General features: G+C 71.5%; 11 protein-coding genes and 1 pseudogene. 8 read left to right on the forward strand and 4 right to left on the reverse strand.

Annotated features, from left to right (window positions below):
- From ACIRDU_RS23145 to ACIRDU_RS23170, 6 genes are all read left to right on the forward strand, one after another.
- On the forward strand, positions 1–440 hold a 440-nt coding region (locus ACIRDU_RS23145), incomplete at its 5' end, for a DUF3459 domain-containing protein (protein WP_403582238.1).
- Positions 437–2,137 (forward strand): maltose alpha-D-glucosyltransferase, encoded by a 1,701-nt coding sequence (gene treS / locus ACIRDU_RS23150; RefSeq protein WP_107455377.1) that lies wholly within the window; start codon positions 437–439, stop codon positions 2,135–2,137. The genes ACIRDU_RS23145 and treS, both read left to right, overlap by 4 nt.
- Positions 2,138–2,328: 191 nt before the next feature.
- A complete protein-coding gene (locus tag ACIRDU_RS23155) occupies positions 2,329–3,771 on the forward strand; it encodes a maltokinase (protein WP_403582240.1) in 1,443 nt (480 codons plus the stop codon).
- Between the two features lie 28 nt (positions 3,772–3,799).
- Entirely contained in the window at positions 3,800–6,694 is a 2,895-nt protein-coding gene (gene glgB, locus ACIRDU_RS23160; RefSeq protein WP_403582241.1) for a 1,4-alpha-glucan branching enzyme, read from the forward strand.
- 315 nt (positions 6,695–7,009) lie between these two features.
- Positions 7,010–7,456 carry a hypothetical protein gene (locus ACIRDU_RS23165; RefSeq protein WP_403582243.1) on the forward strand — a complete coding sequence of 149 codons (447 nt, stop codon included), beginning with the start codon at positions 7,010–7,012 and terminating at the stop codon, positions 7,454–7,456.
- On the forward strand, positions 7,453–7,863 hold the full coding sequence (locus ACIRDU_RS23170; RefSeq protein WP_403582244.1) for a hypothetical protein: 411 nt from the start codon (positions 7,453–7,455) through the stop codon (positions 7,861–7,863). The genes ACIRDU_RS23165 and ACIRDU_RS23170 overlap by 4 nt, the downstream gene beginning before the upstream one ends.
- 37 nt (positions 7,864–7,900) lie before the next feature.
- On the opposite strand, the gene ACIRDU_RS23175 is transcribed toward ACIRDU_RS23170, so the two are convergent.
- The 4 genes and pseudogenes from ACIRDU_RS23175 to ACIRDU_RS23190 all read right to left on the reverse strand — a co-directional run bounded on the left by ACIRDU_RS23175 (position 7,901) and on the right by ACIRDU_RS23190 (position 11,613).
- Entirely contained in the window at positions 7,901–10,162 is a 2,262-nt protein-coding gene (locus ACIRDU_RS23175) for a HelD family protein (protein ID WP_403582246.1), read from the reverse strand.
- A 140-nt stretch (positions 10,163–10,302) separates the two neighbouring features.
- Positions 10,303–10,629 (reverse strand): thioredoxin family protein, encoded by a 327-nt coding sequence (locus ACIRDU_RS23180; protein ID WP_403582248.1) that lies wholly within the window; start codon positions 10,627–10,629, stop codon positions 10,303–10,305.
- A pseudogene (locus tag ACIRDU_RS23185) lies at positions 10,623–11,074 on the reverse strand (MerR family transcriptional regulator). The gene ACIRDU_RS23180 and the pseudogene ACIRDU_RS23185 overlap by 7 nt, the downstream one beginning before the upstream one ends.
- A gap of 29 nt (positions 11,075–11,103) precedes the next feature.
- Entirely contained in the window at positions 11,104–11,613 is a 510-nt protein-coding gene (locus tag ACIRDU_RS23190) for an Lrp/AsnC family transcriptional regulator (protein ID WP_403582250.1), read from the reverse strand.
- 45 nt (positions 11,614–11,658) lie between these two features.
- Between ACIRDU_RS23190 and ACIRDU_RS23195 the strand changes: the two genes are divergently transcribed.
- Complete coding sequence (locus tag ACIRDU_RS23195) at positions 11,659–12,573, forward strand: NAD-dependent epimerase/dehydratase family protein (protein WP_403582251.1); 915 nt, start codon at positions 11,659–11,661, stop codon at positions 12,571–12,573.
- A 1-nt stretch (position 12,574) separates the two neighbouring features.
- Positions 12,575–13,474: an aldo/keto reductase gene (locus tag ACIRDU_RS23200; RefSeq protein ID WP_403582253.1), complete on the forward strand. Its 900-nt coding sequence runs from the start codon at positions 12,575–12,577 to the stop codon at positions 13,472–13,474.
- Positions 13,475–13,486: the final 12 nt, after the last annotated feature.

Consider the following 13,486-nt stretch of genomic DNA (forward strand, 5'->3'; position numbering starts at 1 on the left):
TGAACTCGGAGAAGTACCAGCTCAGGCACCGCGACTGGGAGACCGCCGAACGCGAGGGCCGCACCATCACCCCGCTGCTGACCAGGCTCAACACCGTCCGGCGGGAGAACCCGGCCCTCCAGCAGCTGCGCGACCTGCACTTCCACCACGCGGACCAGGAAGCGGTGATCGCCTACTCGAAGCGGAAGGGTTCGAACACGGTTCTGGTGGTCGCCAACCTCGACCCCCACCACACCCAGGAGGCCACGGTCTCGTTGGACATGCCGCAACTCGGCCTGGACTGGCACGAGTCGGTGCCGGTGCGCGACGAGCTCACCGGCGAGACCTACCACTGGGGCAGGGCCAACTATGTGCGCCTCGAACCGGGCCACAGGCCCGCGCACGTCTTCACGGTCCTGCGACCGTCCACCCCGGAGATCGGAGGGTCACCCACAACATGATCGTCAACGAACCCGTTCCGGACACCTTCGAGGACACTCCTGCCAGGGACCGTGACCCGGAGTGGTTCAAGCGCGCCGTCTTCTACGAGGTGCTCGTCCGCTCGTTCCAGGACAGCAACGGCGACGGCGTCGGCGACCTCAAGGGCCTGACCGCCAAGCTCGACTACCTCCAGTGGCTCGGCGTCGACTGTCTGTGGCTGCCGCCGTTCTTCAAGTCCCCGCTGCGCGACGGCGGCTACGACGTCTCCGACTACACGGCCGTGCTGCCGGAGTTCGGCGACCTGGCCGACTTCGTGGAGTTCGTCGACGCCGCCCACCAGCGCGGCATGCGCGTGATCATCGACTTCGTCATGAACCACACCAGCGACCAGCACCCCTGGTTCCAGGAGTCGAGGAAGGACCCCGACGGGCCCTACGGCGACTACTACGTGTGGGCCGACGACGACAAGCAGTTCCAGGACGCACGGATCATCTTCGTCGACACCGAGGCCTCCAACTGGACCTACGACCCGGTCCGCAAGCAGTACTACTGGCATCGTTTCTTCTCCCACCAGCCGGACCTCAACTACGAGAACCCGGCCGTGCAGGAGGAGATGATCTCGGCGCTGAAGTTCTGGCTGGACCTGGGCATCGACGGGTTCCGGCTGGACGCGGTGCCGTACCTGTACCAGCAGGAGGGCACCAACTGCGAGAACCTCCCGGAGACGCACGACTTCCTGAAGCGGGTGCGCAAGGAGATCGACGCGCAGTACCCGGACACCGTGCTGCTGGCGGAGGCCAACCAGTGGCCGGAGGACGTCGTCGACTACTTCGGCGACTACCCGAGCGGCGGCGACGAGTGCCACATGGCGTTCCACTTCCCGGTCATGCCGCGCATCTTCATGGCCGTACGGCGGGAATCCCGCTACCCGGTCTCCGAGATCCTGGCCAAGACCCCGGCCATCCCGTCGAACTGCCAGTGGGGCATCTTCCTGCGCAACCACGACGAGCTCACGCTCGAGATGGTCACCGACGAAGAGCGCGACTACATGTGGGCCGAATACGCCAAGGACCCCCGCATGCGCGCCAACATCGGCATCCGCAGGCGGCTGGCACCCCTGCTGGACAACGACCGCAACCAGATCGAACTGTTCACGGCCCTGCTGCTGTCCCTGCCGGGCTCGCCGATCCTGTACTACGGCGACGAGATCGGCATGGGCGACAACATCTGGCTCGGCGACCGCGACGCGGTCCGCACGCCGATGCAGTGGACGCCGGACCGCAACGCCGGATTCTCCTCGTGCGATCCGGGGCGGCTGTTCCTGCCCACGATCATGGACCCGGTCTACGGCTACCAGGTCACGAGCGTCGAGGCGTCCATGGCCTCGCCGTCGTCGCTGCTGCACTGGACCCGCCGCATGATCGAGATCCGCAAGCAGAACCCGGCCTTCGGACTCGGCTCGTACACCGAGCTGCCGTCGACGAACCCGGCGGTGCTGGCTTTCCTGCGGGAGTACGAGGACGACCTGGTGCTCTGCGTGAACAACTTCTCCCGTTTCGCACAGCCCACGGAACTGGACCTGAGCGCCTTCGAGGGGCGGCACCCGGTGGAGCTGTTCGGCGGGGTCCGCTTCCCGGCGATCGGCGAGCTGCCGTACCTGCTGACGCTCGGGGGCCACGGGTTCTACTGGTTCAGGCTCCGCAAGGAGACCATGTGAGGCCTGAAAAGGCCTGTTGAGGCCTGATGAGCGGGGCGGGCGGCAAACCCCCGCGGCGGGGCGTTTCCTCCGCCCCGCCCGGGGCACGCATCAGTAACACCCCGCCCACCCGCGTGAGCCGGAGGGGCGCCGTCCGGGGCCGGCCGCAGGCGCCGGAGGCGCACCACAAATGGGTGAAAGGACGCGACGCCATGTCGGAAGCCGTCACACGCACCGTCACCACCCCGCCCGGCCTTCTTGCCTCCCTGGATCCGCTGCTGCGGGAATGGCTGCCGCGGCAGCGCTGGTTCGCGGGCAAGGGGCGGCCGGTCACCGGGTTCACGCTGGTCGAGGCCACCGAGCTGCTCCCGGCCACGTCCAAGCTGGGCCTGTACCACCTGCTCGTCCGCGCCCATCAGCCCGTCGTGCCGTCCCACGGGGCGCCCGGTCACCCCGGTGACTGCTACCAGCTGCTGATAGGCGTGCGCGAGGCGCTGCCGCCTCGGCTGGCGCCCGCGCTGATCGGACATGTGCCGACGGGGCCACTGGCGGGCCGGACGGTCTACGACGCCCTGCACGACACCAGGCCGGCCGAGCTGCTCCTGGAGGCGCTGCGCACCCGGGCCCGGGTCGGCAGGCTCCGCTTCGACCGGGACCCCGGGCAGGACATCCGCTCCGGGCTGGTGCCGCGCGTGGTGACCGCCGAGCAGTCCAACTCGTCGATCGTCTACGGAGATACGTTCATCCTGAAGCTGCTGCGGCGGATCGTGCCCGGGGTCAACCCCGATCTGGAGCTGCCGCTCGCGCTGGCCCGCGAGGGCTGCCCCCGGGTTCCCGCCCCGACGGCCTGGATGGTCGCCGACATCGCCCCCGCGGCGGACCCGGTCGTCTCGGCGGGCCCCACGGACGCGGCCGGCCAGCCGTACGTCCTGGGAGTGCTCCAGCCGTTCCTGCAAGGCGCCACCGACGGCTGGGAGCTGGCGCTGCGCGAACTGGCCAAGGGCGAGGACTTCGCCGCCGAGGCGCGAGCGCTGGGGCGGGCCACCGCAGAGGTGCACACCGCGCTGGCCCGGGCGTTGCCGACCGTCACGCTCGGTCACATGCAGGTGCGGCTCATGGTCGACGGCATGATCGAGCGCCTGGACGCCGCCGTGCAGGCGGTGGCCGCGCTGCGGCCGTACGCCGGCGGGCTGCGGTCGGCCTTCACGGCGCTGGGCGATCTGGCTGCCGAGGGCAGCGCCTGGACCGCGCAGCGGGTGCACGGCGATCTGCACCTGGGGCAGTGCCTGCGCTCGCCGTCCGGCGAGTGGTGCCTGATCGACTTCGAGGGCGAGCCGGCCCGGCCGCTCGCCGAACGGCGCATGCCGCAGCCGGCGGTGCGGGACATCGCCGGGATGCTGCGGTCCTTCGACTACGCGGCACGCTCGGCCGATCCTGTCCAGCCGGACTGGGCCGAGACCTGCCGTTCCGCGTACTGCTCCGGCTACGCGGAGGCCTCCGGCCGCGACCCGCGCACCGACCCGGTGCTGTTGCGCGCCTACGAGACGGACAAGGCGATCTACGAGGTGGTGTACGAGGCCCGGCACCGCCCCGACTGGCTGCCGGTGCCCCTGGCCGCCATAGACCGGCTCGCCTCGTCCGGCCACCTGACCTGACCGACCCCTCGCCCTGGAGGCTCCGCCCGTGACCCCCCGCCCTGAGTCCAGCGGTTCGCGTCCCAAGGGGACCGCCGGGGAGAAGATCCCCGAGCAGCCCACGGCCGCCCAGCAGAAGAGCGCCGCGAAGAAGACGGCGGTGCCGAAACAGGCAGCGGCGAAGAAGACGGCCGCCGCCAAGAAGGCCGCTGTCACCAAGACGGCCGCCGCGCAGTCACCGGCGGCCAAGGCCGCGGCCAAGAAGGCGACGCCGGCGAAGACGAGCGCGAAGAAGGCGGTCGCCAAGAAGGCGGCAGCCGAGAAGACGGCGCCCGCGAAGACGGCGGCGAAGAAGACGGCACCCGCGAAGGCCGTCGCGAAGAAGGCCACGCCCGAGAAGGCCCCGGCCGAGAAGGCGGTGCCCGCGAAGGTTGCCGCGACGAAGGCCGCGGCCAAGAAGGTCACGAAGAAGGCCGCCACCGCGAAGGCCACGGCTGCGAAGTCCGCTGCCGCGAAGTCCACGGCCGCACAGGCGTCGGCCGCCGAGGCGGCCCCGGCGACGGCGACGGCCAAGAAGACGGCAACGAAGAAGGCGACCGCCAAGAAGACGGCCGTCAAGAAGACGGCCGCCAAGAGGACCACGGTCGAAGCGGTCACCGCCGCCAAGGCCCCCGCCAGGAAGTCCCCTGCGCGCAAGGCTCCCGCCGAGAAGGGCGCGTCCGCCGCCCAGGTCCTGCCTCCGGAGATGGAGGTCGCCGTCTCGCCCGCCGTCGACGCGGTGGACCGGGAGCGGCTGCTCGGCGGTACGCACCACGACCCGCACTCCGTGCTCGGCGCGCACCCGGTGCCCGGCGGCATCGCCTTCCGGGCGTTCCGGCCGTACGCGCTGTCGGTGACGGTCGTCGCCGGGGAGCTGCGAGCCGAGCTGCACGCCGACGGGGAAGGGTTCTTCTCCGGGCTGCTGCCGTTGCGCGAGGTCCCCGCGTACCGGCTGGTCGTGCAGTACGAAGGGGCGGTCCTGGAGACCGAGGACGCGTACCGCTTCCTGCCCACGCTCGGCGAACTCGACCTGCACCTGATCGGCGAGGGCCGGCACGAGGAGCTGTGGACGGCGCTCGGTGCGCACCCGATGACCCACGAGGGCGTGACCGGCACCCGGTTCGCGGTGTGGGCGCCGAACGCGCGCGGGGTGCGGGTGGCCGGCACCTTCAACTTCTGGGACGGTACCGGGCACGTCATGCGGTCGCTGGGCTCGTCCGGGGTGTGGGAGCTGTTCCTGCCGGACGTCGGCGAGGGCGAGCTGTACAAGTTCGAGATCACCCGGCCCGACGGTTCCAGGACGATGCGCGCCGATCCGCTGGCCCGCCGCACGGAGGTGCCGCCCGCGACCTCGTCGGTCATCACGTCCTCGCAGTACGAGTGGGGCGACGCCGAGTGGCTCTCCCGGCGCGCCGAGGCCCCGGCCCACGAGGCGCCGTTCTCGGTGTACGAGATCCATCTGCCGTCCTGGCGACCGGGCCTGACGTACCGGCAGCTGGCCGATCAGCTGCCCGGGTACGTGAAGAACCTGGGCTTCACACACGTCGAGCTGATGCCGGTCGCGGAGCATCCCTTCGGCGGCTCCTGGGGCTACCAGGTCACCGGCTTCTACGCGCCGACGGCCCGGCTGGGCACGCCGGACGACTTCCGGTTCCTGGTCGACAAGCTGCACCAGGCCGGTATCGGCGTGCTCATGGACTGGGTGCCCGCGCATTTCCCGCGGGACGACTGGGCGCTGGCCGAGTTCGACGGCCGGCCGCTGTACGAACACGAGGATCCGCTGCGGGCCGCGCACCCCGACTGGGGCACGCTGGAGTTCGACTTCGGGCGCAACGAGGTGCGCAACTTCCTCGTGGCGAACGCCGTGTACTGGTGCGAGGAGTTCCACATCGACGGGCTGCGTGTGGACGCGGTGGCGTCCATGCTCTACCTGGACTACTCGCGCGAGCCGGGCCAGTGGACGCCCAACGAGCACGGCGGCCGGGAGAACCTGGACGCGGTGGCGTTCCTCCAGGAGATGAACGCGACGCTGTACCGCAGGGTGCCCGGCGTGGTCACGATCGCCGAGGAGTCCACCGCCTGGGACGGCGTCACCCGGGCCACCCACCACAAGGGCCCGAGCGGCTTCGGCGGGCTCGGGTTCGGGCTGAAGTGGAACATGGGCTGGATGCACGACTCGCTCCAGTACATGAGCCACGAGCCGGTGCACCGCAAGTACCACCACGGGGAGATGACCTTCTCGATGGTGTACGCCTACAGCGAGAACTACGTCCTGCCGATCTCCCACGACGAGGTCGTGCACGGCAAGGGCTCCCTGGTGTCGAAGATGCCCGGCGACTGGTGGCAGCAGCGGGCCGGGGTCCGGTCCTACCTCGGCTACATGTGGGCCCACCCGGGCAAGCAACTGCTCTTCATGGGTCAGGAGTTCGCGCAGGGCGCCGAGTGGTCCGAGGCGCACGGCCCCGACTGGTGGCTGCTGGACCCGGGCTACGGGGCCGAACCCGACCACCGGGGCGTGCGCGACCTGGTCCGCGATCTGAACACCGTCTACCGGGCGACCCCGGCGCTGTGGCGCCTCGACACGGACCCGGCCGGTTTCGAGTGGATCGTCGGGGACGCCGCCGACGACAACGTCCTCGCGTTCCTGCGGCTGGACCCGGACGGCGTCCCGGTGCTGGCGGTGTCCAACTTCGCGCCGGTCGTCCGCCAGGACTACCGCCTGGGCGTCCCCGACGACGTCCCCGCCTGGCACGAGGCCGTCAACACCGACGCGGCCCGCTACGGCGGCAGCGACGTGACCAACCCCGACCCGGTCAAACCGGAAGCCCAGCCCTGGCACGGCCGCCCGGCCAGCATCCGCCTGACCCTGCCGCCGCTGGCGACGGTGTGGCTGCGTCCGGCGTAGGGGGGCAGGGTCAGCGCCAGGGTGGCACGGGAGCGGCTCACGCGGCCGCTCCCGTCAGGCCGTGCGGCTCGCCGTTCGTCACGCCGGGGATGACGTCCTGGCCGCTTCCACGACCAGCGGAGGTGTGACGCGCGGCGCGAGGCCGGCGATTCACGTGGCGGCGGGGCGGGCGAGGGCGGTCCCCTGTGACAGGGCTGTGACCGGAGGAGTGGCCTCCGTCACAGCCCGCCGGGTCCGGTGCTGGTGGGGTGGCCGCATGGATGCCCCACCGTTCACTTCGCAGGTCCTGCCGTGCTGATGGGTTTCGGTGTCTCCATGGCCTGTGCCGTCGGTGCGCTCGTCGCCGGGGTGGGGGTCGTCGCGATGGCGCTTCCCGGGCGGCCCGAGCCGTGGCCGGAGCATCTGATGCGCCGTGCGGCGGCGATGGCCGCGTGGGCGGCCGCGGCCGTGTACGCGCTCGGGTTCTGCACCGTCCTGGCATCGGAGTGGGGCTTCGACGACGGGGCGAACTCGGTCCCGGCCCCGGCCTGCCGCGACGGCTTCGACCCGGCCACGATCGAGGGCCTGAGCCACCACCGGTCCTCGTACCTGCCGCTGCGCTTCGACTGCGTCCGCGAGGACGGCTCCGTCTACTCCGGTGATCCGGACTACGGCTGGATGAACGCGGCGAGCGCGTCCCTCGCCCTGTCCGCCGCCCTGCTCGTCATCGGCGCCGGCTACGCGAGCGAACTGCGTGCCCGGAAAGCGGCCCTGACGTCATGACGCTGCTTCCCGTCTTCGCCGGGCTCGTGGTCGGCTGGGTCGCGCTGTGCGGGCTGCTGGCGCATCCGCTGCTGCCGCTGTGGGTGAAGATGTCGGTCTTCTGGGCGGTGCCGCTCACCGCCGTCACCTGGGTGTTCATCATGGCGGCGGACGATCCCTTCCTGTTCCCGGAGACCGCCCCCTGCCCCAGGGAGCCGTACCAGGAAGGCGTCATCGGGAGCGGAAAGGTGTCGGGGATCTCCGTCCCGTTTCCGCCACGGGCCTACTGCGCGTGGGAGGACGGCACGGTCTACGACCTCGCGCCCGGGGCCGAGTTCCTGTTCTGGGTGTTCTTCGCCATGACGGTCGTACCGCTCGCCGCGGGACTGTGGCACGCCCTGCGGGATCCGAAGTCGCTTTTGCGGTAGGCCGGCCCCGCACCCCGGCGGGTGCGGGGCCGCTCCGTCACACGAAGGCCTCCGCCAGAGCCTCCGGCAGGTTCCCGGTGTACAGCACGCCCAGCCGCTGGGTGGCCCGGGTGAGGGCCACGTACAGATCGCTGGTGCCGTACCGGCCGGGCTCGACCACGAGGACGGAGTCGAACTCCAGGCCCTTGGCCTGGCGCGGGTCGAGCAGGACGACGCTCCGGGTGAGGTCGGGTTCCACGCCCGCCGTGACGCCGTCCAGCCGGGCCGCGATGCCGCGGTGCAGGTCGCGCGGCGCGATCACCGCGAGCCTGCCCTCGGCCGGAGTCAGCTCACCGACCGCCTTGGCGACGGCGCCCGGAAGGTCGTCGGTGGCGCGGGCCCAGGGGCGTACGCCCGTGGAACGGACCGAGCTGGGCGGCTCGAACTCCGGGTGCTCGGCGCGCACCACGGCCGCCGCGACGTCCATGATCTCGGCCGGGGTCCGGTAGTTGACGCCCAGGCGCGTGTGCTCCCAACGATCCTCCACGTACGGCGAGAGGATGCCCGACCAGGAGCCCACCCCGGCCGCCTCCGCGGTCTGCGCCGGGTCGCCGACCAGGGTCATCGAGCGGGTCGGGCTGCGCCGCATCAGCAGCCGCCACGCCATCGGCGACAGTTCCTGCGCCTCGTCGACGATGATGTGCCCGAACGCCCAGGTGCGGTCGGCGGCGGCCCGCTCGGCGGCGCTGCGGTGGTCGTCCTCCTCGTGCCGCTCGGCGAACCGCTCGGCGTCGATGATGTCGTGCGCGGACAGCACCTCGCTGCCTTCGGGGTCGCTGTCCTCCTTGTCCTCGAACTCGTAGGTCCGGGACGCGTACGACACCTCCAGCACGCCCTGCGCGTAGGCGATCTGCTGCTCCCGCTCGCGCCGGGCACGCTCGCGGGCGAGCCGGTCGTCGTCGCCGAGGAGTTCGGCGGCCTCGTCGAGCAGCGGCACGTCCGCGACCGTCCAGCGCCGGGTCACGGGGCGTCGTACGGCGTCGGCGTCCGGGGCGGGCAGGAACTCCTCCGGGGCGGCGAGGAAGTCGGCCACGAGCCGTTGCGGAGTGAGCACCGGCCACAACTGGTCGATGGCGGACCAGACTTCGGGATTCTCGGCGAGGTCGTCGCGGATCTGGGTGACGTCGCTGGGGTCGAGCAGGCTGGATCCGTCGAAGGGGTCGGTGCCGATCCGCTCGGCGTACAGGTCGGTGAGGGCGTTGAGGATGTGGCCCTCGAAGTGCTCGCGGGCGGCGTTGTGCGGCAGCTTGGCGGCGCGGGCGCGTTCGCGGGCGACGTTGACCAGGCCGTCGTCGAGCATGAGGACCTCGCGGTCGTGCTCGATGGTGATCACCGGGTCCGGCAGCGCCTGCCGGCCGCGCACGACCTCGGCGAGGACATCGGCCATGTCGGCACGGCCCTTCACGGCGGCCGCCTCGGGCGTGTCGGCCGCGGTCGCCTTCACGCCGGGGAACAGCTCGCCCACCGTCGCGAGGAGCACGCCGGTCTCGCCGAGGGAAGGCAGCACCTCGCCGATGTAGCCGAGGAACGCCGGGTTGGGCCCGACGATCAGCACGGCCCGCTTGGCGAGCAGTTCCCGGTGCTCGTAGAGCAGGTAGGCGGCGCGGTGCAGGGCGACGGCCGTCTTGCCGGTGCCCGGGCCGCCCTCCACCACCATGACGCCCCGGTGCGGGGCGCGGATGATGCGGTCCTGGTCGGCCTGGATGGTCTGCACGATGTCGCTCATGCGGCCGGTGCGCGCGGAGTTGAGGGCGGCGAGCAGGACGGCGTCGCCCGTCGGGTCCTCGTGGCCGGTGCGGGTCTCGTCGCCGAGGTCGAGGATCTCGTCGTGCAGATGGCTGACCCGGCGGCCGTCGGTGGCGATGTGCCGCCGGCGCCTGAGACCCATCGGGGTGTGGCCGGTGGCCAGGTAGAAGGGGCGGGCGACATCGGCGCGCCAGTCGATCAGGACGGGGGTGCGCTCGGCGTCGTCGGTGCGCAGGCCGATCCGGCCGATGTGGTGCGTGATGCCCGAGGTGAGGTCGATCCGGCCGAAGCACAGGGAGCCGTCCACCGCGTTCAGCGCGGCGAGCAGCCCGGAGCGCTCGGCCACGAGGATGTCCCGCTCCAGTCTGGCCTGCATGGGCGTGTTGCCCTGCGCGAGGGCGTCCGTGACGGAGGTCTCGGCGTCGCCGCGCAGCGCGTCCACGCGCGCGTACAACCCGTCGATGAATTCCTGTTCCTGGCGCAATTCATCGTCCGGAAATTCGGTGTTTGACAATTCCACTCCCGCCCGGATATACTGTGCTCACTGAACTTCTCCGTGACATCAATCGATTGAAGTCACGAACAGACAAATATACGCAAGGAAATCCCCCGAGCGCAATTGCTCGGGGGATTTGTTGTTCTCGGGGCGCATGCCTAGAGCACGTCGGCGAGTTCCTGGAGCAGCCGCCGCTTGGCCCGCGCGCCGACCATCGACTTCACGGGCTCGCCGCCGCGGAACACCATGAACGTCGGCATGGACAGCACCTTGTAGGCGTTGGTCGTCTCCGGGTTGGCGTCGACGTCCAGCTGCACGACCTTCAGCCGGTCGCCCTCCTCGGCGGCGAGGGCCTTCAGCACCGGCCCCATCTGCCGGCACGGCGGGCACCAGTCGGCGGTGAACTCCACCAGCACCGGCAGCTCCGCGCCGATCACCTCCGCCTCGAAGTCCCCGTCCGTCACATCGGTCACGTCGGTCACCATGGGTCCCCTCCCAGCTCGCAAGCAGGTTCCGGACCACCCGGAACCTCCGCCTCGGCGGCCAGCTCGGCCCGGGCCAGCTGCCGCGCGACCGTCTCCCGCACCGTGCTCAGCTGGCCGATGAGCGAGTCGAGTTCGTCCAGCTTGCGCCGGTAGACCGCGAGCGACGCCGGGCACGAGTCGCCCTCGGGGTGCCCGGCGCGCAGACACTCCACGAAGGGCCGCGTCTCCTCCAGGCCGAACCCGAAGTCCTGGAGCGTCCTGATCTGCCGGAGCAGCCGCAGGTCGCTCTCGTCGTACGTCCGGTATCCTCCCCCAAGCTCTCGGCTTCGCTCGAGCAGGGGGGACCCCCATCCATGCGCCGCGCGGGCAGCAGCCCCCGCGACTCGTAGTACCGCAGCGTCCGCGTCGTGGTCCCGGCCCGTGCGGCCAGCTCGCCGATTCGCATGCGCTCGACCGTAATCCTTGACCCCGGCGTCAAGGCAACAGCGGTTTCCGCTCCACCGGGGAGGTCAGCACGATCGACGTCGTGGTGCGGCCGAGTGCGGAGACCGCCTCCAGGACCTCTTCCAGGTGGACGGTGTGCCGGACGGCGACTTTGAGGATCCAGCAGTCCTCCCCGACCACGTGGTGCACCTCGGTGATCTCGGGACGCTCGATCAGCTCCAGGGTCCTGGGGTGCTTGAGGGTGTAGCCGCCGTGCGGGTCGACCCGGATGAACGCCTGGATGCCGTAGCCGAGCCGGGCCGGCACGACGTGGGCGCCGTAGCCGCTGATCACACCCGCCGCCTCCAGCCGCCGCACCCGCTCGGTGACGGCCGCGGGGCTGAGCCTGACCCGCCGGCCCAGCTCGCTGAGCTTGATCCGGCCGTCGGTCTGGAGCAGTTGGAGGATCTGCCGGTCCAGTGCGTCGAAGGCCACCGATGTTTCGTCGGCGGCGGTGCGCAGATGCCGTGGTTCTTTCGGCGCGGCAGCCTGAACTCCCATGCTTCCCCCTTCAGGACGTGGATGTACGCCGGGAGAATTATGGCCATGGAAAAGGTTCTGGACGTCCTGGTCATCGGCGGAAACCGTTACGTCGGAAAGCGTCTGATCGCCCGGCTGCTCGCCGAAGGCCACCGCGTCACCGTGCTGAACCGGGGGTCCTCCCCGCCGCCCGCCGGGGTGGAGCACCTGCGCGCCGACCGGGACGACGAACGGTCGCTGACCGGTGCGCTCGGCTCCCGGGTCTTCGACGTCGTCGTCGACCAGGTCTGCTACACCCCGCGCCAGGCCGCGATCGCCCGCCGCGTCTTCACCGGACGGACCCGCCGCTATGTGATGACCTCGACGGTCGAGGTGTACGCGTACGAGGACTCCCCCGCCCTCGTGCGCGAGGAGGCCGTCGACCCGTCCACCGTCACCGTCGACCTCGATCTGCCCTGGGACGATCCCGCGTTCCTCGAGGCCCACTACGGGGAGGGCAAGCGGCAGGCGGAGGCGGTTCTCGCCGCGGGCGGCGCGGCGTTCCCGTCCACGGCGGTGCGGGTGGCCCATGTGCTGGGCGGGGACGACGACTTCACGGGCAGGCTGGCCCACTACGCCGAGCGGATCCGCAGCGGCGAGCCGATCGCCGTGCCGACGGTGAACCGGCCGGCCACCTATGTGTACGTCGAGGAGATCGCCCGCTTCCTGGCCTGGGCGGCGGGCGAGGACTTCACCGGGCCGGTGAACGCCGCCGCGCCGGGGGCGCTGACCACCGAGGAGCTGTGCGAGGCGGTGGCCGCTCATCTCCCGGGCGGCCGGACCGTGTTCCGGCCCGTGGAGGTCGGCGAGGTCTCGCCGTTCTCCTTCCGCCGCTCCTACGGCATGGACAACACCCGGGCCGTCCGGCTGGGCTTCACCTTCACCGGCACCCGGCAGTGGCTGCCGCGTGCCGTCGCCGAGACGCTCGGGAAGGGCGGCTGACATGCGGTACAGGACGCTTGGCGGGCTGCGGGTGAGCGCGGTCGGGCTCGGCGCGATGCCGCTGTCCATCGAGGGCCGGCCGGACGAGGAGCGCGCCGTGGCCACCGTGCACGCCGCGCTCGACGCGGGCGTGACCCTGCTGGACACGGCCGACTCGTACCATCTGCCGGGCGCGGAGCCCGGCCACAACGAACGTCTGGTGGCCCGCGCGCTGGCCGCCCGGGGCGGTGACACCTCCGGCGTCCTGGTGGCGACGAAGGGCGGCCGCGGCCGCCCGGCGGGCGGCGACTGGACGGTGAACGGCTCCCCCCGCCACCTCAAGGCCGCCGCCGAGGCCTCGCGCAAGCGGCTGGGCGTGGAGGCGATCGGCCTCTACCAACTGCACAGGCCCGACCCCGCGGTGCCCTTCGAGGAGTCGGTGGGCGCGCTGCGCGAGCTGCTCGACGCGGGCACGATCCGGCTGGCCGGCGTGTCCAACACGGACGCGGACCAGATCCGCCGGGCACGCGACATCCTCGGCGACCGGCTGGTGTCGGTGCAGAACCGGTACTCCCCCGCCGTCCGGGACAGCGAGCCGGAGCTGCGGTTGTGCACGGAACTGGGGCTGGCGTTCCTGCCGTGGAGCCCGCTGGGCGGGCTGTCCCGCAGCTCCCTGGACGGGCCGTCGCGCACGGAGGGGGCCGAGCGCTTCGGTGCCTTCCACGCGGTGGCGGCGGAGCGCGGTGTCAGTCCCCAACGGGTCGGCCTGGCCTGGCTGCTGGCCCGGTCCCCGGCGGTCGTCCCGATCCCGGGGGCGAGCCGTCCGGAGACGATCAGGGACTCGGCGGCCGCGGCGGACCTGCTGCTCACCGCGGAGGAAAGGAACCGGCTGGACGAGGCGGCCGGGCCGGTTCGCGCCTGACTCCGGTCGCGA

Source organism: Streptomyces sp. NPDC093598, from assembly GCF_044764825.1.
Taxonomy (GTDB): domain Bacteria; phylum Actinomycetota; class Actinomycetes; order Streptomycetales; family Streptomycetaceae; genus Streptomyces.